The 23118-nt window shown below is 66.3% G+C and carries 31 protein-coding genes and 1 tRNA gene; 4 read left to right on the top strand and 28 right to left on the bottom strand.

The annotated features are described in order from the left end of the window. The first annotated feature begins 71 nt into the window (after positions 1-71). Positions 72-1133 (top strand): zinc ABC transporter substrate-binding protein, encoded by a 1062-nt coding sequence (locus tag RBB42_RS13540; RefSeq protein WP_305970891.1) that lies wholly within the window; start codon positions 72-74, stop codon positions 1131-1133. Between the two features lie 14 nt (positions 1134-1147). On the opposite strand, the gene RBB42_RS13535 is transcribed toward RBB42_RS13540, so the two are convergent. From RBB42_RS13535 to RBB42_RS13450, 18 genes are all read right to left on the bottom strand, one after another. Then, entirely contained in the window at positions 1148-1924 is a 777-nt protein-coding gene (locus RBB42_RS13535) for a LamB/YcsF family protein (protein WP_305970892.1), read from the bottom strand. Beyond that, positions 1921-2922 carry a 5-oxoprolinase subunit C family protein gene (locus RBB42_RS13530; RefSeq protein WP_305970893.1) on the bottom strand — a complete coding sequence of 334 codons (1002 nt, stop codon included), beginning with the start codon at positions 2920-2922 and terminating at the stop codon, positions 1921-1923. The genes RBB42_RS13535 and RBB42_RS13530 overlap by 4 nt, the downstream gene beginning before the upstream one ends. Continuing rightward, on the bottom strand, positions 2919-3662 hold the full coding sequence (locus tag RBB42_RS13525; RefSeq protein ID WP_305970894.1) for a 5-oxoprolinase subunit B family protein: 744 nt from the start codon (positions 3660-3662) through the stop codon (positions 2919-2921). The genes RBB42_RS13530 and RBB42_RS13525 overlap by 4 nt, the downstream gene beginning before the upstream one ends. A gap of 153 nt (positions 3663-3815) precedes the next feature. Next, a complete protein-coding gene (locus tag RBB42_RS13520) occupies positions 3816-5060 on the bottom strand; it encodes an aminotransferase class V-fold PLP-dependent enzyme (RefSeq protein WP_305970895.1) in 1245 nt (414 codons plus the stop codon). Further along, positions 5060-5242 (bottom strand): DNA gyrase inhibitor YacG, encoded by a 183-nt coding sequence (locus RBB42_RS13515; RefSeq protein WP_305970896.1) that lies wholly within the window; start codon positions 5240-5242, stop codon positions 5060-5062. The genes RBB42_RS13520 and RBB42_RS13515 overlap by 1 nt, the downstream gene beginning before the upstream one ends. After that, positions 5239-6270, bottom strand: coding sequence for a ribonuclease E/G (locus tag RBB42_RS13510; RefSeq protein WP_305970897.1), 1032 nt, complete (start codon positions 6268-6270; stop codon positions 5239-5241). The genes RBB42_RS13515 and RBB42_RS13510 overlap by 4 nt, the downstream gene beginning before the upstream one ends. Beyond that, positions 6267-6857: a Maf family protein gene (locus tag RBB42_RS13505; RefSeq protein WP_305970898.1), complete on the bottom strand. Its 591-nt coding sequence runs from the start codon at positions 6855-6857 to the stop codon at positions 6267-6269. Before RBB42_RS13505 ends, RBB42_RS13510 begins: the two co-directional genes overlap by 4 nt. 188 nt (positions 6858-7045) lie before the next feature. Beyond that, on the bottom strand, positions 7046-7264 hold the full coding sequence (gene infA / locus RBB42_RS13500; RefSeq protein WP_023849011.1) for a translation initiation factor IF-1: 219 nt from the start codon (positions 7262-7264) through the stop codon (positions 7046-7048). Between the two features lie 82 nt (positions 7265-7346). Next, positions 7347-8231, bottom strand: coding sequence for a carbon-nitrogen hydrolase family protein (locus RBB42_RS13495; RefSeq protein ID WP_305970899.1), 885 nt, complete (start codon positions 8229-8231; stop codon positions 7347-7349). Between the two features lie 9 nt (positions 8232-8240). Beyond that, positions 8241-8822: a GNAT family N-acetyltransferase gene (locus RBB42_RS13490; RefSeq protein ID WP_305970962.1), complete on the bottom strand. Its 582-nt coding sequence runs from the start codon at positions 8820-8822 to the stop codon at positions 8241-8243. Continuing rightward, complete coding sequence (locus tag RBB42_RS13485; protein WP_305970900.1) at positions 8822-9223, bottom strand: ketosteroid isomerase-related protein; 402 nt, start codon at positions 9221-9223, stop codon at positions 8822-8824. The genes RBB42_RS13490 and RBB42_RS13485 overlap by 1 nt, the downstream gene beginning before the upstream one ends. Before the next feature lie 55 nt (positions 9224-9278). Next, a complete protein-coding gene (locus RBB42_RS13480; protein WP_305970901.1) occupies positions 9279-9725 on the bottom strand; it encodes an arsenate-mycothiol transferase ArsC in 447 nt (148 codons plus the stop codon). A gap of 1 nt (position 9726) precedes the next feature. Further along, positions 9727-10206: a UPF0262 family protein gene (locus tag RBB42_RS13475; RefSeq protein WP_305970902.1), complete on the bottom strand. Its 480-nt coding sequence runs from the start codon at positions 10204-10206 to the stop codon at positions 9727-9729. 96 nt (positions 10207-10302) lie between these two features. After that, on the bottom strand, positions 10303-10656 hold the full coding sequence (gene arsC / locus RBB42_RS13470) for an arsenate reductase (glutaredoxin) (protein WP_305970903.1): 354 nt from the start codon (positions 10654-10656) through the stop codon (positions 10303-10305). 12 nt (positions 10657-10668) lie between these two features. Continuing rightward, entirely contained in the window at positions 10669-11970 is a 1302-nt protein-coding gene (gene hisD / locus RBB42_RS13465; RefSeq protein ID WP_305970904.1) for a histidinol dehydrogenase, read from the bottom strand. Positions 11971-12245: 275 nt separating this feature from the next. Further along, positions 12246-12725 carry a DUF2948 family protein gene (locus RBB42_RS13460; protein ID WP_305970905.1) on the bottom strand — a complete coding sequence of 160 codons (480 nt, stop codon included), beginning with the start codon at positions 12723-12725 and terminating at the stop codon, positions 12246-12248. Next, positions 12722-13993 (bottom strand): UDP-N-acetylglucosamine 1-carboxyvinyltransferase, encoded by a 1272-nt coding sequence (murA, locus tag RBB42_RS13455; protein WP_305970906.1) that lies wholly within the window; start codon positions 13991-13993, stop codon positions 12722-12724. The genes RBB42_RS13460 and murA overlap by 4 nt, the downstream gene beginning before the upstream one ends. A gap of 7 nt (positions 13994-14000) precedes the next feature. Further along, positions 14001-14171 carry a hypothetical protein gene (locus RBB42_RS13450; RefSeq protein ID WP_305970907.1) on the bottom strand — a complete coding sequence of 57 codons (171 nt, stop codon included), beginning with the start codon at positions 14169-14171 and terminating at the stop codon, positions 14001-14003. A 130-nt stretch (positions 14172-14301) separates the two neighbouring features. On the opposite strand from RBB42_RS13450, the gene RBB42_RS13445 reads away from it, so the two are divergent. After that, a tRNA-Thr gene (locus RBB42_RS13445) sits at positions 14302-14376 on the top strand. 50 nt (positions 14377-14426) lie between these two features. Here the strand turns inward: RBB42_RS13445 and RBB42_RS13440 are convergent. The 4 genes from RBB42_RS13440 to RBB42_RS13425 form a co-directional block, all read right to left on the bottom strand. Continuing rightward, positions 14427-15467: a tyrosine-type recombinase/integrase gene (locus RBB42_RS13440; RefSeq protein WP_305970908.1), complete on the bottom strand. Its 1041-nt coding sequence runs from the start codon at positions 15465-15467 to the stop codon at positions 14427-14429. Positions 15468-15627: 160 nt separating this feature from the next. Beyond that, on the bottom strand, positions 15628-16257 hold the full coding sequence (locus RBB42_RS13435) for a hypothetical protein (RefSeq protein ID WP_305970909.1): 630 nt from the start codon (positions 16255-16257) through the stop codon (positions 15628-15630). 115 nt (positions 16258-16372) lie between these two features. Further along, entirely contained in the window at positions 16373-16603 is a 231-nt protein-coding gene (locus RBB42_RS13430; RefSeq protein ID WP_305970910.1) for a hypothetical protein, read from the bottom strand. Next, positions 16600-16773, bottom strand: coding sequence for a hypothetical protein (locus tag RBB42_RS13425; protein WP_306043701.1), 174 nt, complete (start codon positions 16771-16773; stop codon positions 16600-16602). Before RBB42_RS13425 ends, RBB42_RS13430 begins: the two co-directional genes overlap by 4 nt. Positions 16774-16882: 109 nt before the next feature. Here RBB42_RS13425 and RBB42_RS13420 point away from each other — a divergent pair, with 109 nt between their 5' ends. Both RBB42_RS13420 and RBB42_RS13415 read left to right on the top strand, forming a co-directional pair. Next, on the top strand, positions 16883-17119 hold the full coding sequence (locus RBB42_RS13420; protein ID WP_305970912.1) for a helix-turn-helix domain-containing protein: 237 nt from the start codon (positions 16883-16885) through the stop codon (positions 17117-17119). Further along, positions 17085-17423 carry a hypothetical protein gene (locus tag RBB42_RS13415; RefSeq protein WP_305970913.1) on the top strand — a complete coding sequence of 113 codons (339 nt, stop codon included), beginning with the start codon at positions 17085-17087 and terminating at the stop codon, positions 17421-17423. Before RBB42_RS13420 ends, RBB42_RS13415 begins: the two co-directional genes overlap by 35 nt. 121 nt (positions 17424-17544) lie before the next feature. On the opposite strand, the gene RBB42_RS13410 is transcribed toward RBB42_RS13415, so the two are convergent. The 6 genes from RBB42_RS13410 to RBB42_RS13385 are packed head-to-tail and all read right to left on the bottom strand — an operon-like array spanning position 17545 to position 22687. Further along, the gene (locus tag RBB42_RS13410; protein ID WP_305970914.1) at positions 17545-18615 is read right to left on the bottom strand and encodes a phage portal protein; all 1071 of its coding nucleotides are present in this window, start codon (positions 18613-18615) and stop codon (positions 17545-17547) included. Between the two features lie 2 nt (positions 18616-18617). Continuing rightward, a complete protein-coding gene (locus tag RBB42_RS13405) occupies positions 18618-19178 on the bottom strand; it encodes an HK97 family phage prohead protease (protein ID WP_306043700.1) in 561 nt (186 codons plus the stop codon). After that, complete coding sequence (locus RBB42_RS13400; protein ID WP_305970916.1) at positions 19178-20443, bottom strand: phage major capsid protein; 1266 nt, start codon at positions 20441-20443, stop codon at positions 19178-19180. Before RBB42_RS13400 ends, RBB42_RS13405 begins: the two co-directional genes overlap by 1 nt. After that, entirely contained in the window at positions 20428-20784 is a 357-nt protein-coding gene (locus RBB42_RS13395) for an HNH endonuclease (RefSeq protein WP_305970917.1), read from the bottom strand. Before RBB42_RS13395 ends, RBB42_RS13400 begins: the two co-directional genes overlap by 16 nt. Beyond that, positions 20781-21122 (bottom strand): head-tail adaptor protein, encoded by a 342-nt coding sequence (locus tag RBB42_RS13390; protein WP_305970918.1) that lies wholly within the window; start codon positions 21120-21122, stop codon positions 20781-20783. Before RBB42_RS13390 ends, RBB42_RS13395 begins: the two co-directional genes overlap by 4 nt. Then, positions 21113-22687 carry a terminase large subunit domain-containing protein gene (locus RBB42_RS13385; RefSeq protein ID WP_371932220.1) on the bottom strand — a complete coding sequence of 525 codons (1575 nt, stop codon included), beginning with the start codon at positions 22685-22687 and terminating at the stop codon, positions 21113-21115. The genes RBB42_RS13390 and RBB42_RS13385 overlap by 10 nt, the downstream gene beginning before the upstream one ends. Positions 22688-23118 lie beyond the last annotated feature (431 nt).

The following is a 23118-nucleotide window of genomic DNA, read 5'->3' as shown; positions in this document are numbered from 1 at the left end:
GGTTGATATGGTATAACGTTTTGCCGTACAAGCCCGCGAACGTTATATCATAACATGCGATCCGAGGTTCCATGCTCCGCCCCCTTGTTCTGTCCGCCTTCCTCACCCTGCCCCAGATCGCCTCGGCAGAGGTGCCCCGCGTCGTCACCGACATCGGCCCGGTCGAAAGCCTGGTCGCCACGGTCCTGGGCGATCTCGCCACGCCAGAGCGGCTGTTGGCCCCCGGTGCCTCGCCACACCACATGGCCCTGCGCCCCAGCCAGGGGCGCGCCCTGTCTGAGGCGGATGTGGTGATCTGGGTCGGGCCAGACCTGACGCCGCAACTGCAAGAGCAGATCGACGCGCTGGCCGGATCGGCCCTGTCGCTGGCCCTTGGCGAAGCGCCCGGAACGCATCTCTTGCCCTTCCGTGACACCGGCCTGTTTCCGCATGAACACGATGAGCATGACGAGCATCACGACGAACACGATGATCATGCAGACGGCCATGATGATCACGACGATCACGATGATCACGATGATGACCACCATGACGACCACGCCGAAGGGCATCATGACGATCACGACGACGACCACCATGACGACCACGCCGAAGGGCATCATGCCCACGACGGTCACGGCGCGCATGACTCGCATGTCTGGCTCTCTCCGGAAAACGCGACCCTCTGGCTGACCCTGATCGCCGAGGCCCTGTCACAAGCGGATCCCGAGAACGCCGCCACCTACACTGCCAACGCCGAGGGCGGCGCCCGGACGATCGCAGAGGCCGTTGAACAGGCACGCGCGGTCCTGGATCCGGTCGCGGACCGCCCACTCGCCCTCGCCCATGATGCCTACCAGTACTACGAGGAATTCTTCGATCTGAGCGTCATCGGCGCCATCTCGGACGCGGATGCGAACACGCCCGGCCCCGCCCGCCTCGCCGCGCTGCGCGACGGGCTGGCCGAACAGGGTGCGGCCTGCATCCTGACAGAAACCTCCACGGACCCGCGCCTGCTGGAAGCGGTCAAGGCCAGCGGCCTGCCCTCGGTGCAGCTCGACCCGCTGGGAACGGATCTGCCGCAGGGCACCGCGCTGTACCCTGCGCTGATCCTTGAAACCGCGATGCGAATCGCCGACTGCGCCGGCAATTGACCCGCGCCGGGGCCCTATGGGGCCCCGCGACGCCCCTCGAAGGCTTTGACCTCGATCCCTGCCGCCTCCAGCGCGCCGCGCACGGCGCGTGCCATCGGCAGGGCCGTCGCACCGTCCCCATGCAGGCAGATCGTGTCGATCCCTGCCGGGATCGGATCGCCTGTCTCCGGCAGGACCGCCCCCGCCTGAACCATCTTCACGATTCGCGGCGCGGCCTCTTCGGGGTCATGCAGCACCGCCCCGGGCAGGCTGCGATCCACCAGGGTCGCATCCGCATTGTAGGCCCGGTCGGCGAAAATCTCGCCCGCCCAGAGGCACCCCAGCCGTTCCACAACCCGCTGCTGCGCCGTCGCGGCCAGCACCATGACGATGATCTCCGGCGCCACTTCCAGCGCGGCACCGTAACAGGCTTCGGCCAGCCCCTCGTCCTCGGAAGTCATGTTGGACAGAGCGCCATGCAGTTTCAGGTGCCGCACCTCGGCGCCCACGGCCCGCGCCATGCCCAGCGCCGCCCCCAACTGGTACTGCACCATGTGCCGCAGCGACCGCTCGGGCAGGTGCATCCGCCGCCGACCAAAGCCCTGCAGATCGGCAAAGCCCGGATGCGCGCCAATACCCACGCCCCGCGCCTTGGCCGTGGTCATCGTCTCGGCCATCACGTCCCAGTCACCGGCGTGAAAGCCACAGGCGACATTGGCGCTGGTGACAACCTCCAGCAGGGCGGCGTCCTGCCCCATCACCCAGGGGCCAAAGCTTTCGCCCATATCGGCATTCAGATCCACGGATGTCATGACAACTCCTCCCCGGCGGTCACGCCGCCGATCAATTCATACGACAGCAGGTCCGGCATATCCGCCGGATCGCGCACCAGCGGGCGCACGGCAATGTTTTCCAACCCGCGTCGGAACGCTCCCTCTGCCTCCAACGCCTCGTCGCGCGTCACGAACCGGAACCGCAACTCCGCACCCGGCGCGGCCTGTGCAACGCGCGGCAGGTCCGCCGGAATCACCGTGCCGATGCGCGGATAGCCCCCGGTGGTCTGACATTCATAAAGCAGCACATAGGGCGCGCCGTCGCCGGGGATCTGGATGTCACCGGGCGTGATGACCTCTGACACGATGCTCTGGCCCTCGGTCAGCCCATAGCCCTCGCCCTCGGGCAGCAGGCGGATGCCCATCCGGTTGCCCCGGCTGTCGCGCGCAAAACGCTCTGCGACAAAGCGCGCCCGCATGTCCTCGGGAAACATCCCCGTCTGCAACGAGGGCAGCACCCGCAGGACACCTCCGCCGAACCGGTCCATCGGGTCCAGTGTCAGTCCGGTCTCATGCCCCGTGTCCGGTGCCAGCGGCAGGCGATCGCCCGCCTCCAGCAGCCGCCCCAACCCGGCGTTCAGATGCGCCGATCGCGCCTCCAATTCCTCGGGCAGGTCGAAGCCACCGCCCAGCGTCAGGTAGCCGTAGACCCCGTGCAAGGCGCCACCGATCTCCAGATCCGCACCGGCAGGCAGGGCGTGGCTGGCGTTCCAGGCCAGCGGCGCGCCGTCAAGCGTGGCGCGCATCGGCGCCCCGGTCAGGGCGATGCGGCAGGGCACGTCCGCGCGGAAGCGCCCACCGTAGCCCGCCAGTTCCAGCGCCGTGCGCACCGGCTGGCGCAAGAGCGCCGCGCCCTCGGCCAGGGCCAGCCGGTCCGCCGCCCCGCCCCGCGACAGGCCCAGAGCCATGTAGCCCGGCCGCCCGCCATCCTGAACCGTCGCGCCCGGTCCGGCCTGCAGGATCTCCAGAAGGCTCATGCCAGCGGCTCCACGGTCACACCGCCCATCGGATCGTCCGAGAGCCGGTCCCAGGCCTCCGCCGGGACCGCGTCAAAGACCACCTCGTCCCCGGGCCGCAACAGGAAAGGCGTCTGGCTCTCGGGCCGGAACAAGGGCGCCGCCGTGCGCCCCACCTGTCGCCATCCCGTCGGCGCCGAGACGGAAAACAGCACGAATTGCCGGATCGCCACCACCAGCGCCCCCTTGGGCACCCTGGGCGTCAGCCCGGACTGGCGCGGGATGTCCCAGGCCTCTGGCAGCGTGCCCAGATAGGGCTGGCCCGGCGCAAAGCCGATGGCATTGACCCGCACCCGCGCCTGCGACAGCTCCCGTTGCGCGGTCGCAGCGCTCATGCCCGCAGCCTCGGCCGCCTCATCCAGCTGCGGACCGAATTCGCCGCCATAGATCGTGGGAATGCGCAACAGCCGCCGCCCCTCGGGCAAAGGCGCCGCATACCAGTCGTCCTGCGTCAGCCGCGCCTCAAGGTCCGCACTCAGGCGCTCCAGCGACAGGAAAAGCGGATCGAACCGTAGATAGGTGGAAACCAGCGAGGTCGAAATCTCCTCGACCCCTTCCGGCGGATCGCGCTCGACCGCCGCCCGAAAGGCCAGCGCCGCCCTGTTCGCCGGTTCCGACAGGGCCGGTCCGAACTGCACGATCACGCCATCCAGCCCGATGGGCGCAATCCGGGGAAAGTCAGTGCAAGGCTCTGTCGTCACGTCCAAGGCTCCTTGGCGCACAGAGCATCATGCGCCGCGCCCCTTGTCCACCGCTTCCAGCCCCCGGGGCAAAGGCGCGTCGCCCCTGGCGTCTTCTCCGTGAAGAATATTCCCCGGCGAGGCAACCGAAGGCAGCTGCCAACCAGCTTCCCCTCAGCCGAGAATGCCCCGCATTGCGGTCAGGAATGCCCGCACCTCTTCCAGCGAGTTGTAATGTGCCAGCGACACCCGGATGCAATCTGCTTGGCCCAGGGGCCCCAGCACGTTGCCCGAATAGTGATCCGCCTTGCGGGTATGGGTGCGGATGCCGGCCTCGTTCAGTGCCGTGACGATCTCGGCCGAAGGGCGCCCTTCGGCCCAGAAGCTCACCAGCCCCTCGCGGCCCGGGTTGTCGGTGCCACCCACGATGACGACCCCCGGCAGGTCTGCCAGCCCGGCGAGGTTGCCGGTGCCGTGGATCATCGCCTGACACAGCGCCGCCTCGTGGGCGTGGATCGCCCGCCGCGCCTCCGCCAAGCGTCCGGTCCGCGTTTCCGCCCCGGATACCTGCTCTCCCAGCCAGTCGAAATAGCTCACCACGTCCGAGAAGGTGGCATAGGCGCCGGTATCCCGCGTGCCCATTTCCCAGTTGCCCTCCGGCCCGTCGATCAGCGCATCGTGCGCCAGCGCCGTCAGCCGGTCCGAGGCCCAGGCCACGCCGTAGCCATGCCGCGAAAAGACCTTGTACGGAGAGATCACGTAGCCGTCGACACCCGCCCCCGCCACGTCGATATGGCCGTGGCAGGCGTGCTGGATGCCGTCGACGATGATGAAACATTCGGGCGCCACGGCGCGGATCGCATCGGCGATTCCCGGCAAATCCATTCCGATGCCCGTCACGGGCGAGGTATGCAGGATCGTGGCCACCGCCGTATCCGGTGTCACATGCGCCGCGTAGGCGTCGGGCGTCACCCGCCCCGTGGCGCCGTCATGCGGGATCAGAACGTGGCGCCGCCCTGCCACCCCGGCCCAGCGTGCCATCGCACTGCGCGAGGCCGGGTGCTCCACGGTCGAGCCCAGGGCCACACCCGGCCCCGCGCCAAGGCAGGCATCCCGGATCAGCCGGAACAGCAGTTCCGTGCCGCTTTCGCCAAAGATCACCGCACCGCCCTCGGCGCCAAGGAAGTCGCGCACATCCGCCCGCGCCGTGTTGATCACCTCGACCAGTGCCTTGGAGGCCGGGTTGTCGCGACCCTGGTTGTCAGGGATCGCGGCAAACCGCGTCGAAGTCTCGACCACCGTGTTCAGGGTCAGCGCCCCGCCCGCGTTCTCAAAGAACACGCGCTTGCCGGTAAAGGGGCAGTTCTCGACATGGGCAAAGCGCCCGCGAATTTCGCTCAACAAGGCATCTTCGAACATCAGTGCGGTTTCCGTTCTTCCTGTTCCACGGCCTGCGCCGCCTCTTCCATGTCCTCGGGATCCTCCGAGGGAATCGCGTATCCGCCACCCAGCCATTTCGCCAGATCCACGTCCGCGCAACGTTTCGAGCAGAATGGCCGGTACTCGGGGTCAGTTGTCTTCGAACAGATCGGACAGCTCATATCACCTCTCTCAACGCCACGCGGTCGCGCTTGCGCTGCAGTTCCAGCAGGCCCAGCGTCGTCCAGCCCGCCACGACGGTTTCCGTGGTCTCGGCCTTCAGCGCCGCCTTCAGCACGCTTTCGACCTGGCGGCGGTCCTTTTTCACCATCGGCGCCGGATCGACCACGATCTGCCCCCCCAGCCCGCGCAGCCGCAACTGGCGCGGCAGGTCCCGCATGGCGGCGATATTCGCCTTCAGCCCCGCCGCCGGAGAGGTGTCGCCACCGGTGTTGATGTCCACCGCCACCAGCGCCGAGGTCGGCTCGATCAGCATCGACCCGCTTGAGGGCAGTGCAACCCGCGGCTTGCCCAGCGTCTCGATGGTCTCGCCCAGCTCGTGCCGGTCGAAAGCCCCCTCGGCATCGTCCAGATCCGCCGGGGCGACCCATTCGCGCCAGGCCAGCGCGTGCGGCCCGTCGCCCTCGACCAGCAGTTCCGCATCGCCGGTCGTGTCCGCCATCACCGCGCGGGCCAGTTCAGACATGGCCAGGAGATCGTCCATGACCTCGTCTGCCAGGTCCGGATGCGCCGACGACCGCAGGATCACGCCAGCCCCCTCGGGCAGCGGACTTTCCCCCACCACGTCATGCGCAATTTCCATCAGCGCATCACGGATATCCTCGTCCCGGATCTGGCGCGAGACATTGATCCCCGGCGCGCCGGGCGTGACGATGGCATACCGCGACTTGAACAGGATGCGGTTGGTCACCGGGATGGCCTTGCCCGGCTCGGCATAGCCGGTCACCTGCACCAGCAGCCTGTCGCCCGGGCTCAGCCCCTTGACCTGCCGCAGAAAGGCATTGCCGTCGGGCGTGCGCAGGAATAGCCCGCCCTGCCCCTTCATCGGCCGTTCGACGACGCCGCGATAGATCGACCCGGGACGCGGCAGATCCGCGTCGATCAGCAGGTCGTCCAATTGCCCGTCCACCAGCAATGCGGCCGCCTCGCGGCCCTTCCACTGGTCCAATACGATTGTGCTGCCCTTCATGACGCATCCCTGTAAAGCGGATAGCCCGCTGCTTGAAGCAGATTTGCCGTCTCGGCCAGCGGCAGGCCCACCACGGCGGTGAATGACCCGCTGATCCAGGGGATCAGCGCCCCCGCCGGCCCCTGGATACCATAGCCGCCCGCCTTGCCGCGCCAGTCACCGCTGTTCAGGTAGCCGTTCAGTTCTTCGTTGGACAGCATCTTCATCTTGACCTGCGTGACCACGTCCCGCTCCCAGACCTTGTCACCCCGGCGGACCGCGACGGCGGTGATGACCCGGTGGCGCCGCCCCGACAGCATGGTCAGGAACGCGGCCGCCTCTTTTTCATCCGCGGGATTGCCCAGGATGCGGCGGCCCATCGCCACCGTGGTATCCGCCGACAGAACGATCTCGTCCGGGTCCGAGGGAATCGCCATGGCCTTTTCCCGTGCCAGCCGCACGCAATAGGGGCGCGGCTGCTCTCCCTTCCTTGGATCCTCGTCAATGTCCGGCGGACGGATATCATCGGCCGTGACACCAAGCTGTGCCAGCAGCTCGCGCCGGCGGGGACTGCCGGAGCCCAGGATCAGGCGGGGCTTTGGGGACATGGACGGCTTCCTTGCAACGGGGACAGGTCAGGCTTCACCAGAGGCACCGTGCGGATGCAAGGGCGGGACAGGCACCGCCACGCGAAAAAGCGGCCTGAAAGCCGCTTTCAACGCGCAAGCAAGCGCGTTCCCCGCATCACTCCGCGCACACCGCAACCGGACGGGCGGCACAAAGCTGGTCCGGCGCCTTACTTGAAGCGATAGTTGATCCGACCCTTGGTCAGGTCGTAAGGGGTCATTTCCACCTGAACCCGGTCGCCCGCGAGGACACGGATGCGGTTCTTGCGCATCTTGCCTGCCGTGTGCGCGATGATCTCATGGCCGTTGTCAAGCTCGACCCGGAACGTCGCGTTCGGCAGGAGTTCCTTCACGACACCGGGAAATTCGAGCGTATCTTCCTTGGCCATGTTCTCTCCTGAATCGAAAACCGCGCTCTCGGCGCGGCGCGCCATAATATGCGCCTGCAGCGCGGGGAATTCAAGTCACATCTCAGCGCAATGCAATGACTTCCGGTGCGCCGTCCCGGCCCGCCTGATCGTCCCAGTGCTGTCGGTTCAGAACCACGCCCTCGCGCCGCACGCGCGCCACCGCGCCCGGGTCGATCTCGGCATAGGTCCAGCCGGGCTGGTTCAGAACGCCATCGGCCAGGATGCCGGTCTCGGGAAAGCCGATATCCGGCGGGCCGAAGACCGCGCCGCGCCCGACGCTGACGTCGATCGACTCGCTCCAGTCCGCCTCGCCCACGACCGAGGACATGACCGCCACGCATTGCGCCTCCAACGCCCGGGCCATCGCGCCGATGCGCACCCGGCTGTTCCCCGACAGGGCCTCGGTCACCGAAGGCACCAGCAGGATCTCTGCCTCCCGCAGCGCCCGGCCCAGCAACGGATACTCGCTGTCGTAGCAGATCAGGATACCGATCCTGCCCAGCGCCGTGTCGAACAGCCGCAGCGGTCCGCCCGCCACGACGTTCCAGTCCTCGCGCTCGAACCGGGTCATGATCTGCTTGTCCTGCCCCCCCATCTCTCCGGAAGGGGCGAAGAAGCGCGCCCGGTTCACCGGTCGCGGCCCGATCTCCGGGTCGAAGACAGGCGCCGAGGCGGCCAGGATGTGCACGCCGAAGCGCCGCGCCAGCGACGCATGCAGCTCATCCGCCGCCGGAACGCGCTCGGAGACCGCGTGCAAACTGGCCTCGAGGTCCAGCGCCACTTCGCGCCCCGCCAGCGTCGCCAATTCCATCGCGCCGTATTCGGGAAAGACCAGCAAGTCGGCCCCCTCGCCGGCGGCCTCGCTCACCCATCGTGTCAGCTTGGCCTCGTAAGCCTCCCAACTGTCAAGAAATTCCGCCGGGTACGCCGCTGCAGCAACCTTCATCTCAGAGCCTCACAATTCACGCATCCAGAATTGGAGCGGCTTTTCCGTCTCCGCGTCCTGGTCGATGTCCTTCCAGCGGAATCGCGCCACCGCGCCCTCCAGCGGCTCATACCCCCGCTTGCGCCAGAACGGATCAAGCGGCGCGTAGTCGGCAGGCCGAAGCGGATGGTCCTCTGGCCGCACCACCCCACAAAAGACGCAATACCGCCGACCCAGCGCCCGCGCATGAGATTCGCGCAGGTCAAAGAAGCGATGCCCGATGCCGTGCCCGCGGTACTCGGGCAACAGCACGGACTCGGCACAGTAAAAGACCTGGGACAGGTCAAATCCCTTGCCGTCGAAGGCCCCGGCGAAATCCTCGGCGTGGTCCTCCAGCGGCGTGCCCGTGGACGCCCCCACAAGCCTGTCGCCGTCAAAGGCCCCCACCAGCACCGCGTTTTCGCTGTCGCGGTAGGTCTGCAGATAGCCGCGTTCGTACTCGAAGTCCCCGTCGTAAAGATAGGGAAAGGCGCGGAAAACCGAGATCCGCAGCCGCGCCACGTCATCCAGCGCCGCCTCCAGCGCGGCGCCCGTCAGCACCTCGACCCGCATCACGAGACCTGCGCGGTCCAGTCGGCGAGATTGTAGTAGGTCACGACCCGGCTGATCCTGCCGCCGTCCAGCGAAAAGAATGACCCCGCCGGCAAGCGATAGTTCTGCCCACGCGCCTCCGGCAGGCCTTCGTCGGTTTGCAGGTAGGTGCCGTTGACGATGAATTCCGCCGCCGCCCGGCTGCCGTCCTCGCTCTCGAAGATCACCATGTCGGTCAGGTTCTCGCGGTAACAGCGGCTCATGTGGGCACAAAACGCCTCGAACAGTTCCTTGCCGCGCCGCACCTGCCCCTCGTTGACGTGATGCGCCACATCATCCGACAGGCACTCCAGCATTCCCGCCGTATCACCCGCATTGAAGGCCGCGAAATACTTCGCCACCACGTCCCGCGCCTCTCCCATTGCGCAACTCCCCGTTTCTTCTCTCTGAAAATACTCGAAAAAGCGGCGCAGCCGCTTACTCCGCGCTCCATTGATCGCCCAGCCTCTTGACCAGCTGGTCCCGCGTCTGGCGATAGGCGTTCAGCTTCTGCTCTCGCGTCTCGCCGATGCCGGTCGGATCCATGATCGGCCAGTATTCCACCGTCAGGTGATAATAGCGCGTCAGGTCCAGCGCCCGCCGCTGCGAGGCCGGAGACAATGTGACGATCAGGTCGAACCCCGACAGCATCTCGCCCATCTGTTCCATTTCCTCGAAACTGCGCGACCGGTGCCGTTCCAGCTCTACCCCGATCTCGCTGCAGACCGAGATCGCGAAACCGTCGATCTCGAGATCGTTCACGACACCGACCGACTGCACGTAGGTTTCTGTCCCGTACAGCTTCTTCATGATGCCCTCGGCCATCGGGGACCGGACGGCATTGTGGTCGCAGGCAAAGAGGATCGACTGCGGCAACTCCGGCACCTCAGCCCCCGAAATGCAAGACGCAGACCAGGGTGAACAGCCGCCGCGCCGTGGCGTCGTCGACCTCCACCTTGCCCTCCAGCCGCTCCTGCAGGATGCGCGCGCCCTCGTTGTGAATGCCACGGCGCGCCATGTCGATGGTCTCGATCTGGCTGGGCGGCAGGGTCCGCACCGCGTCGAAGTAGCTCTTGCAGATCTGGAAGTAGTCCTTGACCACCTGCCGGAAGGGCGACAGCGAAAGATGGAATTCTGCCGCCTTTTGATGATCTGCCGTGCCAACGTCAAAGACCAGCCGCTTGTCCCTGATCGACAGCCCCACGTTGTAGGGTCCGGGCGGCACGGCGCGATCCTCGCGCGCGGGCAAGACAAAGGAATTCTCTTCCATTAGGTCGAACATGGCCACGCGCCGCTCCTGCTCGATCTCCGGCGTCGGCGGAGGCAGGTTGGCATCATCCAGTTCGATATGCGCGATGCGGGTCATGGGCAGCATCCTGAAAACTCGCATTGGCTTAGCGCGGCCCGTCCCCGGGGGCAATGGCACCAAAGGGTCAAATCCCGCCTTCGGACCCGACCCGCCTCAGCCGTCCAGCAGTTCCGCCACCAATTCGGGCGGACGGCATAGCCGCACGCCTTTCGGCGAACAGACGATGGGCCGCTCGACCAGTTCGGGATGCGCCACCATCGCCTCCAGGATCGCGATTTCGTCAACGCCATCCTCCAGCAGCCCCATCTCCTTCGCCTGAGTGCGGGCCGTGCGCAGCACCTCCCGCGCCGTCAGCCCCGCCACGGCAAACAGCGCCTGCAACTGCGGCACGGTCCAGCCCGTCTTCATGTAGGGCACCACGACGGGCTCTTGGCCCGCTTCCCGGATCAGCGCCAGCGCCGCACGCGACTTGGAACAGTTCGGGTTATGAAAAATGACGACCCTCATGCCCTTCCCCCTTCAGCGATTGAGCTTTTCAAGCCGCGCGGTCACGCTCAACCCGTGCGCCTCCAGGCTTTCGGATCGCGCCAGCACCTCGGCCGCCGGGCCGATGGCGCGCAGGCTGTCCGGCGTCATCCGCGCCAGGGTCGTCCGCTTGAGGAAATCCATCACCGAAAGGCCCGAGGAAAACCGCGCGGAACGCGCCGTGGGCAGGACGTGGTTCGGTCCGCCGACATAGTCGCCGATGGCCTCGGGCGTCCACTGGCCCAGGAAGATCGCCCCGGCGTGCTGGCATTTCCCGGCCAACGCCTCGGGGTCCGCCACGCAAAGCTCCAGGTGCTCGGGCGCGATTCGATTCGACAGCGCCGCCGCCTCGTCCAGGTCGGGCACCGTGATCACCGCCCCGAAATCACGCCAGGAGGCGCCCGCGATCTCTCGCCGTTCCAGCGTCTGCAACCGCGCCTCGACGGCCTCGGCCACCCGGCGGCCAAAGGCCTCGTCGGTGCAGATCAGCAGTGCCTGCGCGCTTTCATCGTGTTCCGCCTGGCTCATCAGGTCCAGCGCGATCCAGTCCGGGTCATTGTCACCATCGGCGATGACCAGGATCTCGGAGGGGCCGGCGATCATGTCGATGCCGACCTTGCCGAAGACCCGGCGCTTGGCCGCGGCGACAAAGGCATTGCCCGGTCCGGTGATCTTGTCCACCGGCGCGATGCTCTCGGTGCCATAGGCCAAGGCGGCAATCGCCTGAGCCCCGCCTATGCGATAGATCTCGTCCACCCCGGCAATCCGCGCCGCCAGCAGGACCGCCGGGTTCACGACCCCGTCCGGCGTAGGCACGCAGATCGCCAACCGCTCCACGCCCGCCACCTTGGCGGGAATGGCGTTCATCAGAACCGACGACGGATAAGAGGCCAGGCCGCCCGGAACATAAAGCCCCGCCGCCGACACCGCGCCCCAGCGCCAGCCCAGAGTGGCGCCCTCGGGATCGGTCCAGCTCTGATCCTGCGGCATCTGGCGGACGTGATAGGCGCGGATGCGCTCGGCCGCGGTTTCCAGCGCCTGACGTTCGGCATCAGGCACGCGCGCGCACTCCGCCTCGATCTCCGCCTCGGAAATCCGCAACCGGGACGCGTCCAGTTCCAGCCGGTCGAATTTCGCGGTCAGCTCAAGCACCGCCGCGTCGCCGCGCGCACGCACGTCCGCGATGATCTCCGACACCACCGACTCCACGTCCGGGCTGTCTTCGCGCTTGGCCCCCAGAAGGGTCCGAAAGGCGGTTTCGAAATCGTCTTGGCGGCTATCGAGAAAGACGGGCATGGGCACCTCCGCTGCATCCAGCGCCTCTTAGCCCGCCCATCCGCCGGCCTCAAGCGCCGCGACTGGCGCACGCTCCTGGCTGGGGGCCGCCCCGTCGCACTTCATGCTCTTCCCTTGAAGGTTTGCCGCCTTCAGCGGGCCGGCGCTCAGCCTGCTCTCGGGGGCGTCTCGGACCGGAATACGGTGCCAAGCCGCGCCGTCCCAAAGGGTCGGCGGGCGGGCGTCTTTGCGGCGCAGCCGCAAACAGTCCCGTCCCGACGACAGGACCTACAGGCTCACGCTCCGTGGTCCGGCAGCTTCCCCGAAGGCGCAAGGTAAGGCCGCGTCACGTCCCGCAACGCTACTTCCAGCGCCTCGACCTTCGCCCGCAGGGCCCCGTCCCCGGCCAGCGTCAGAACGACAAAGCCATCCGCATCCTCACCCGGCTCGAATGTCACCGACATAAGCTGCAGGATCATGTCGCGGTCCGACCGGTCCACGCCCTGGCTCGCCACGCCCAGCACATTGTCGATCACCAGCAGCGCCTGCACGCGTTCAACAGGCCGCCCCCTTGCGCGGGCCGCCTCCACATCTTCCCAGCGGATACGATTGACAAGAAGGCCCAGCCTGCGCTTCGAGGCCTGCCAGCGGATCTCGGTGACCGGCAGGACCGCATCCTGAACCAGGCTCGAAATCACCGCAAGGTCCTCGGCATCCAGCGCGCCAAGGTTCAGCGGTCGCTCGCCACCGTCTTCGAAACGCGCGTCCTCGGTCATGCCTCGGCGACCCTCTCGATCCGGGCGCCCACCGCCGACAACTTGTCCTCGACGTTCTCATAGCCGCGGTCCAGGTGGTAGACGCGGTTGACCATCGTCTCGCCCTCGGCCGCCAGCCCGGCCAGGATCAGCGAAACGCTGGCCCGCAGGTCCGTCGCCATCACCGGGGCGCCGCGCAGCCGCTCGACCCCGGTCACCGTCGCCGTGCCGCCATGCACATCGATCTGCGCGCCCATGCGCATCAGCTCCGGCGCGTGCATGAACCGGTTCTCGAAGATCTTCTCCTCCAGCACCGACACGCCCTCGGCCGTACACAGCAGCGCCATCATCTGTGCCTGCAGGTCGGTCGGGAAACCCGGGAAAGGCTCGGTGGTCACGTCCACCGCCGACACGCGGGCATTGCGGCGCGCGACCTTCAGGCCGGCCTCGGTTTCCTCTACCGAAATCCCCGCCGCGTCGAGCTTTTCGCAGAAGGCTTCGACCAATTCGATCTTGCCGCCGAGGCAGGTCACTTCACCGCCGCAGATCGCCGGCGCCAGCATGTAGGTGCCCAGTTCGATCCGGTCGGTCACCACAGCATGGGTCGCCCCGCCCAGCCGGTCGACGCCCTGGATGGTGATCTCGGGGGATCCCTCGCCTTCGATCTGCGCGCCCATCGCCCGCAGGCACCGCGCCAGATCGACGATTTCCGGCTCGCGCGCGGCATTCCTGAGAACGGTCGTCCCTTTCGCCAGCGTCGCCGCCATCAGGGCGTTTTCCGTCGCACCGACCGAGACGAAGGGAAAGGTGACGATGCCGCCCCGCAGCCCGCCCGCCGGCGCCTTGGCGTGCACATAGCCGTCGCGCAGGTCCATCTCGGCGCCCATCGCTTCCAGCGCCTTGAGGTGCAGGTCCACGGGCCGCGCGCCGATGGCACAGCCTCCGGGCAGGGACACCTCGGCATAGCCCTCGCGCGCCAGCAGCGGGCCCAGCACCAGGATCGAGGCCCGCATCTTGCGCACGATGTCGTATTCCGCCCGCTGGGTGATCTCGCCGTGCGAGGACATGGCCAGCACCCGGCCATCGGCCAGGGTCGACACCTCGGCGCCCAGCGACCGCAGCAGCAGCGTCATCGTGCGGATGTCCGACAGGCGCGGCGCGTTCGTCAGCGTCAGCGGCTCGTCGCTGAGCAGTGTCGCCGGCATCAGCGTCAGGCAGGCGTTCTTGGCGCCCGCGATGGGAATCTCCCCGGCCAGCGGGCCGTTCCCCGTCACAACAATCGAATCCATGCCTGTCCTATTCCTCGTCCGGCGTGTCGCCATTCTTTGGTGCAGCGGGCTCTGCGGCGTCCTGCCGCGCCCGGGCCTGGGCCTTGCGGCGCGCAAGATTGGCTTTCAGCGCCGCTTTGAGCCGCGCATCCCTGCCGTCATTGCCACTTTGGCCCCGCCGTTTATCATCCTGCTTCATGGCGCGGGTGTACCTCAGCCATGATTGCTGGTCCAGCCTGAGGCAGGGCAGTCGGCAAAGCTTTGTCGGTTTTTTCAATTCGACCTCTTGCGCGGTCAGAATTTCCGGTCTAAGAGGCCCGCCACACGCTGCTGCTGTAGCTCAGAGGTAGAGCACTCCCTTGGTAAGGGAGAGGTCGAGAGTTCAATTCTCTCCAGCAGCACCACCACTTAGGGTCTAAGCCCATGAAGTGGCGCACAGTTACCCGCACAGAAATCATCTTCCCCTCCGTTCGATAACCTGCACAGCGGCTGCTTGTTGATGTGGGCTGTGATGCCAGTAGTGTTCCCGGATGGTCGCGGGCGATGTGTCGAAGTATTCCGCCGCATCCTCGATCCCAAGGCCGCTCATGATCGCGTGCGTGATGGATGTGTGTTTCAGAACGTGTGGCGTCACGCCGTCCAATCCGGCCCGCTCAGCCGCGCGCCTTATGCCCTTCTTGATGCTCGCCACCGTCTGACCGCGAAACATCACGACATGGGTCTGATGCGCAGCGGAATTGCGGGGCAGAGCGTCCATCCCGGCACGCCACCTGGCAATGTGCGAGCGTAGCTGGCGCGGCATGACGATCCGGCCTCGCCGCTTATTCGTCTCGCGCTGACCGTCTTCACGGAAGCGGATAACACCGCGTTCCAGATCGACGCGCGACCAGGTCAGTTCGAGGATCGCACTGGCGCGCCTGCCGGTATAGTACGAAAGCAAGATGAATTTGCGCACATGAGGCGCGGCGGCGCGCAAGAGCAACGCCAATTCGTCGCGGGTCAACCATCGGTCCCGGATCGCTCCGGCCTCTGGCAGCTTCACCTTGATCGGATAAACAAGGACGCCCTCTCGGTGCGCATAGTTCAACGCGGCTTGCAGAACCCCCAACTCCCGGCGCACCGTGCCGGGCGCGCAGTCGCGGTGTGCCTGATACCGACGGCATTCCGATTCCTTGACGGCATCACAAGTCAGGTCGGCCCAGAAAGGGGCTAGCGCGGCGATGGAATATGCCAACGTCGCCGGGGCTTCCATGCCCGGCCCGTAGTCATCCGCGTATTTGGCAAGCACCTCACCCACCGTCAGCTCTCCCGGATGTGCTGGCCCTGATCGCTCCGGGACCGCTTTTTGGGCGAGGTAGTCGGAAAGCGCGTTTTCAGCCTCGCGAGACTGCTGTGCACCAAATCCTGTCCTGATCTGTGCGGTTCCGTCGCGGATGACCCATTGCTGTTCATCCTTGCGCCAGTAGAGGCGCGCGGGCTTTCTCGGCCTCGGCATGAAACCCACTCCTGCACCCATTCCCAGGTCGTCAGATATGACCGGGTGTTGAATTTATCCGCCCGCAGCTCGCCGCTGCGTACCGCCTTCCGCAGGGCCTCCACCGTGACCGTGTGGTGAAGTTCCTTAGCAACCTCTTGCAATGTCATCAGGCGGGCCATCACTGCCCCCCCTCAAATCCATCTGCGATCCGCGCGACCACCTCTTGATTGACGAAGGCAATGGCTTGCCTGCCAAGGCGCAGATCTTCGTTCTGATCCGGGGTCCAGTCGCGGACGCTTGTCGGGCGTTCGTTGAAGGCATAGTGAGCCGCGCCCATGCTGATCGTCGCGGCTGCGTCCTCTTCAAAGACTTCTATCCGGCAAACCGGGTTGCGAAAGCCTCCGTCGCGCAGTCGCGTGCCTGCCTCGACAAAGGCAGCGGTTTCCCGGCATTCGGCAAAGACCCGGATCAGGGCTGCAATGGCATCCTCGAGTGTGTCGGTCGGGCTGTCGGGGGCCAGTTCTGCCAGCGTGAAGGGATCGTCCTCCCAGGCAAAAGCCGGATTGGCCCAGGGCAGCCGCCCAAAATCCCGCACATAGCGCGGTGCGGCGCGGCCTGGGTTGCTGTCCAGGATGTGCGCCAGCAGCACGCGGGCGGCGTCCCGATACGTCAGATCGGGCGCATTCACACCCCGCGCGCCAGTCGTGATCAGATCGTTTTCCCGCAGGTTGCGCATGGTCACCCAAACCTTGGAAGGCTCAACAAGCATGGCCTCGGCCACAATCCGTTTCAGGTCGCCCGCTTTCATGCTCGGCCTCGATAGCTCTCTTATGGCAATTCTTGGCGATCATCGGATTCCGGTCAATGCTAAATGTAAGGGTTGCTCTAAGTGTTTTCTGGACACTTAGACTTCGCCTCGCAAGTCATTGATTTCCTGTAATTCCCCAAACCTTCCCAATCTTATGCTCTCGCTCGATTTCCTCCACTTGGTCGGAGATTTCGTAGGCGAGGCGGCGGATCACGTCGAAGATGCTGGGGAAGTCAAAGACATGCTCTGCACTTTCGACGGAGGCGATACCGGCCATGTGGGACAGGGCGATGATCTGATTGGCCTTGGTCACGGCGTCGTCGCCGTTGAGGTAACCACGGGTCATTGCTCAGCCTCCATGAGGTGTTCCAGACCGTCCATTAGGCGCGTGACCATCGGCTTGGCGGTAGCGGTGATGTAATTGATGGGCAGCCTGCCATCGTCCAGGTCGTCGAGGATGCAAAGCGCATCGCGCAGCCTGGCCGCGTAGCCGTGCAGCTGATGAACGTCAGGCAATACGGGGGTGGTCCCGCAGGCGGGGTCTTTGGGCATTGTCAGGGCCTCCTGATGTGGTATGGTCTAATTGGACCATATGCGTTTTGGTCTAATTAGTTCAAGAGGAAATATGACCACTCCTGCACAACTGCGCGCCGCGCGATCTATGCTCGAGCTGAGTCAGCCGGAATTGGCTGCGCAAGCAGGCGTGTCAGTGTCCACGCTCAAGAGGGCTGAGGGCAAAATTCAACCGCCTGCGTCACAGGATGCCATCGCCGCGATCCGCGCCGCCCTCGAAGCCGCCGGGGTGGAGTTCATCGCGGAAAACGGCGGTGGCGCAGGTGTTAGACTTAGCAAAGGAAGTTGAAGTGCGTTTCAATGGAACACAGGACGAAATAAATCAGATGTTTGCAGAGAAGATTGGAGCTCTGGAGGTCGAGCTTTTGGCAACTCGTCTGATATTAACCGCCCTCACGAGACACTTGAAGGGAGAGGACGGCAGTTCTTCCGAAGTGATCCGAGATCAAATCACCGAGAATGTTCTCCGTGTCCTCGATATTGCCGGACCAGAAGCGATTTCACCGGAAGTGAAAGAACCTTTAAAGGCCGCAATTAGAGGCTACTTGAAGAAGCCGTCTTCAGCCGAGATCATAAACTTTCCGAAAGAGTAGGCAATGGCGCGCCGCGCCAGACAGAGGATGCAGGCCGCGCGCTGTCGGGGTTGCTGACGGGACTCGCCGACTGATCCGGGATGCATGGGGGCCAACATGAAAATCCCCAGGGGCATCCGCCCTATTCCGGTTCCTTCCAGTCCACCATGCCAAAGGCGGCGGCCAGATCGCCGGGGGATAGCCCGGCCTCCTTGGCCTCTGCCATCGTCTTGATGATCGCGGACAGGGCGCGTGCCCGCCCGCCTGCGTCAAAGGCTTGCAGGGGCCGCAGCGTGTCGATCCGGACGGGGGCGCCCAGCTTGGCCGTGGCCTCATCCGCCAGCAGCTCGGCAATGGGTTGCAGCGTCCAGGTGGCAAGCTGGCGCTGTGCCTCGCGCACAACCGGCCCTGTGGCGGATCTGTTCATCAGCGACGGCAGGACGCCATAGGCCGCAAGGATGCCCTCTCGGGCCGCTGCCAGCGTCTCGGCGGTCATGCTCTTGCTGAGGTCGGGCGAGAGCTGATCCGGTTTCTGGCCGATGGTCGGATTCATCCCCGCCGCCGTCGCCTGGGCCACACCTTCCATGACCAGGGTGGAGCCGCGCCGCCCGCGAAAGGCCGCGCGCAGGGTCGCCATGTCGTCGGCCCCGGTGTCCGGCAGATGCGCGATGATGCTGCCCAGGGGCGCGCTCTCGAAGGTCTCGGACAGGGCCGATTCCACCGCGTGCAACATGGCGCCGGTCAAGCTGGACCGGCGCAGCGGCGCCGTGCCGATCCAGGGCATGGCGTGATCCGCGCCGATCCGCAGGTGCAGCACCTCGGGCGCAAGGGCCGTCATGGACCGCCCACCGCCCGCCTCGGGTATCGACAGGCGGTAAGCCCTGGGCAGGCCGTCGCGGGTGCTAACGTCCCAATCCGTGGCCGGAACAAGGCCCCGGTCACTGATCAGGAACAGGGCTTCGCCGGTCAGGGCGATGGACCGCGCCGCCATCGCCATCGTCTGGCGCGGCAGGAGGTCGGTTCCGGTCACGTCCGCCATTGCAAAGCCGCCTTCCCAAAGGCTGATGCAGCTCTGCACCGTCGCTGTCAGTTCGGCCACGCCGCGGCGCCCGCTCACATAGCTGTCCCGCGCGGCGATCACCTGGGCCGTGTAGCCCGATCCGCTCGATCGGGCCTCGATCGGGCGCAGCTTGTGCATGATCCATCCCAGCATGGTCACCTCCACCGATAGGCGTGATTGGCCCGCATCACGATCCGGTTCAGGTCCGGGCTTTGCGCGGTCCAGCGGCGCGCCTCGACCTGGGCATGATCGTAGGCTGGCCGGGCGACGGCCGACAGTTCCACCAGCTCGGCCGCAAAGACCGTGCGGCGGATCGTGGTCCCGTCGCGCTCGATGCGATCCCCGCCACCGGCCACGCGAAAGCCCGGCGACAGGCCCCGGATCAGCCCGGCCCCATGCGCGGCAAGGAAGTCGCGCGCCCAGGTCGTGGCGTCCGAGATTGTCGCCTCGAAGGTCAGGGCCTCGTCGCTGTCCGTCAGCTCGAGCGTGCCCGCAGCGCGGCTGGCAAGCGGGCGGTCGAAGTCGTGACCGGCCAGCAGGTAGATCCCCGCGCCCTGGGCAAGGCTGGCGGCGAAGGCACGCGGGGCGATCACCTCGAAGCGCCCAGGGGCCAGCTCGGTCGGTTGGTTGTAGGGAAAGCGCCCGGTCAGCCGTGCGCCTCCCCCGTCCAGGCGGCGCAGCTCCAGCCCGCCGCCTGCCACGCCACCGTAGAGCATCAGTCCTGCACCCCGGTCAGCACCTCGAGCTGGGCGGCGCGGGAAATGGTGACGTCCATCGTGGACAAAGCCGTGAGGCGCAGCCCGCCGGACTGGGCATCGCTGTAGGGATCGCGGATCAGGTCCACCGCGCCCCACATGCCGACGAAGATCGGCGCCGTGCCGCCCGCATTGGTGGTCAGCAGGGCGTTCGATGCCGTGGGCGATCCGGTCGGGGCCGCAAGCCCGTTGGTCGACATGACCACGTTGCGCGCCGGGATGTTCTTGACCAGGCGATCCCATTCCGTGATGCCGGTGCCGGTGTCGATGTAGGTATCATCCAGAGCGGCCCAGACCTCGGGCCGGATCATCAGCTTGACCGCATCGGGCGATCCCGCCGCGTTGGCGGTCATGAAGCGCACCACAGCCGCCCGGAATGCCGCCCAGGACGCAGCCGCGTTGATCGCAGTCTCCGTGATGGACCAGCCCGACGCGCCAGTGAAAACCCCGGTCGGTTCCCCGCTGGACCCGCTGCCCAGGAATACCGCCGCGTCCAGCGCTTCGCCCATGCAGCCCGCCATGTCGCGCCGCACCGCCTGTTCCAGCGCCGCGCCCGACTGTTTCAGGCTCTTGCGGGTAATCCGCATCTGGATGCCCAGGGTGTTGTCCGGGGCAAGCGGGCGGTCGGTCGTGCTATAGACGGTCGGGCCTGCAACATTGGCGGTTTCACCATCGGCCCAGCCCGCCGCCACGCTGGACGTGACAACCGGGTATTCCAGTTCGCCGGTGCCCACGTTGACCATCTGCGCGCCCATGCGCGCCGCAGCAGACTGCGGAAACAGCCGGTCGATGATCGGGGCGGTGCGGATCGGGTCGGGCGTGCCGCTGGCGACGGTTTCACCGGCCCGGACTTCCAGCGCCTCGAGGGGCACCGGCATTCCGCGATAGCCGCCGCGCTCGCGCAGTTCGGTCACGATTTCCGCCGTCTGGCCGTTGAGCTGGCGCCCTTCGTCCAGGGCAAGCGCGACCTGGCGCAGTTCAAATCCCGCCATCATGTCGGACCATTCTCGGTCAGAGCGGGTTTCCAGTTCCTCGCCCGCCTCGCGACGCTCGGTGTCCTCAGCGATCAGGGCCGCGCGATACCGGGTTTCGTTCTGCCGGTACTCGCGGTCCATGTCTTCCATGCTGCGCACCTCGTCGTCAGAGGGGCTGTCCTTCGCCGCCAGCTCTGCCAGCGACTGGCGGATTTCCGACTGGCGCCGGGCGATCTTCACAGAATCGAGCATTTGGGTTCCTTTCTGCTCTCGGGGTTCTTGCCGGGCTTTTCGAGGGCCTCGACAGCATCCCGCCATGCCTGGCGGTCTTCTCTTGGCGGCGGGTGGCCGCACTCGAGCCGCGTCTTGCGTGCGTGGCAGGACGGGCAAAGGGCTTGCAGGTTGGTCGGCTCATAGGACAGGTCGGGATGCGTCCTGACCGGCTTGATGTGGTCCACCTCGAGCCGCCCGCCGCAGCCGCAGGACCGGCAGCGGTAGCGGTCCCGCTCGAGGATCTCGGCCCGCAGGGCTTTCCAGCGTTTGGTGCGGGTCACGCGGGCGCTGTGCCTTTGATGTTGCTTGCGGATGCTCATGCGGGTTCCTCCGACCAGGCGGTGATTTCGAGGAAGGCCCGCTTGCCGGGCACCTCCTTGATCCCGTCGATCTCGTAGGTGATGCCCTCATGGGTCAGCCGGTCGGTGCGGCGAATGTCCCGCCCCGCCGCCGTGTTGCGGATGACAAAGCGCGTCACCAGCTTGTTGTCCCAGGCGCCCGCGCTGTAGCGTTCGGCGTCGGATACGTCCCGGCGTTGGGCGTAGATCGGCGCGCCTTGATCGTACCACTCGGCGTCATATCCGCCGTAGTCATTCAGTGTCAGGTTCGCCCGCCGGATTTGAATCCGGCGGTCAAGGTTCCCGGCATTCAAGCCCATATCATCCTCGCTTTCTTGACCGGCTGTGCTGCGATCCGTGCGCCTTGGGCCACGGCCAGCACCGATGCCGCCGCCGCGTCGATCCGCCCGGTGCTGCGCGCCTTGGCAAGTTTCAGATTGTTGGCCGGATCGCGCAGGCAGACTGCATCCGCGAAGGCGGAACGCATCAGCAGGGAGGGCCGGGATTTCACCTGGCCGTCGAAGGTGGCGCGGCGGAACCGCTCGCAGTCCTCGCCACCGTCGCGGAAGCCCTGGCCGCGCCAGACAAGGGGCGCCCGGATGCCTGCGCGGGTGATCGCTTCGCCAAGCTCGGCCTGCTTGAAACGGTCCATCGTGATTGCGCTGATCGGCTGATCCTCGACATGGCGCAGCACCTCGAGCAACCAGGGCGCAACGGGCACCGTCTTGTCGCCCAGCACCGTCAGCTCGCCGCGCTCCTGCATCTCGACGTAGCGCCCGGCCACGCCATCGGACTGGCCGCGATCCAGAAGGCTGGGGGAGCTGGGGAAGGTGCCCAAGGCTTCCAGGCGCCCGGTCTCGGGCCAGTAGAAAGCCGCCGCCGTCATGCTGGCAGAGCCGCCCAGGTCGATCCCGATCACGCATCCGCCTTGGCGCGGTGGCAGCTCTGACACCTCGCAGGCCAGCCATTCGTCCTGTGTGATCAGCGAGTCGCGTGTCTCACCGCTGACGCGCTCATTCCGGTTGTAGAGGCGGAAGGTGGAGAGGCTCGAGCCGCCGCGTGCAATTGCCCGCTGCGCCTGGGCCTCGAGCCATTCAGGGCTGGACCCGATGCCATGAACGGAGCCGGGATTGGCGATCAGGAGGCTTTCGGGATCATCCGCCGGCAGGCCGGGGGCGGGCCGGTGTTCCTGTACATAGGTGCCGGGGGCCGGGTCGTCGATCCAGCGGGAAAACGGGTGCGTGTCGTCGCTGGCGGAGGTGCTGATGAGGAAGGCGCGCCCGCCACGCTTGCCAAGGCCCGACAACAGCGCGTGTTCCAGTTCGTCGCCGCGATCCAGCGCCCAGTGCCCGCGTTCGTCCAGGATCACGATTGTCGGGGCGCCGCCCAGGGCTGACTTGCCGTCAGCCGCGACAACGCGCAGGACATGCCCGCCGCCGTCGCCTTCGTACTCGATTTCAAGGCGGGGGGCGCGGCGGAAGATCAGCCGGTTCTGCACCTCGGGCGGGAGCGATTGGCAGAAGCCCGCCACGAAGTCCCAGATGATCCGACCCTGATCGCGTGTTCGCGCGGCTGCGATGATCTCGCGCCGGGGCTGGCGATCCCAGATGCCCAGGAGACCGCCCAGGCCAAGGCCCGCAGTGATCGCGGACTTGCCGTTGCCGCGCCCGATGCTGAGAACAGCGGTAGAGGTCTCCGGTGCTAGCGCACCCTCGATGAATTGACGCTGGAAGGGTGCCAACTGCACCAGATTGCCTGCGTTCGGCCCCTCGGGAATGGCGAGGGCATGCATAAATCGCATAGCTTTTTCTGCCGGGGCCGCGCCGTCCAGTTCCCCACCGGGCGAGAAAACTCCCTTGTCAATAGCACGGTTTACCCTCCGCATCAGATCGGCGGCATTGGGACCATTTTCGAAGAGGTCGGGCTGATGATCCGAAGAACGGGCGAGGTCGGGCGCGCGCTCGGGCTTCGGCTCGAGCTTCGATCCGTCCGCCTTACGCCATTGCCTGTTTTTTTTCGTCGCCTCTGTCATCGTTCCTGCTCTCGCGCGTATCTCTCTGTTCAACCGTTGCTCTTGCCCTCTCTGCCAATGGAGAGGGGAGCCGTGCAGAAGGCATAGGACGACTGCCCACAGCGCGCGGCTGCGGCAGTCCCTACGCCCCTTGCGGTCTTGCCCTGCCAACCGAGCCGGGTGTGCCGCTTGAAGGCCCGTCCGGTCATGCGCTCCTGCCGGTCGGTCGGTTGCTGCTTGCGACACCATGAGCGCGGTGCCGGGGATCGGGCCTCAACCTCTCGGACTGCCCTTTGCCTGTGATC

The sequence above is a fragment of the Mameliella sp. MMSF_3455 genome (genome assembly GCF_030733205.1).
In the GTDB taxonomy this organism is placed as follows: domain Bacteria; phylum Pseudomonadota; class Alphaproteobacteria; order Rhodobacterales; family Rhodobacteraceae; genus Antarctobacter.
The sequence above is the reverse complement of the archived record's forward strand: the minus strand, read 5'-3'. Positions and strand labels throughout refer to the sequence as shown.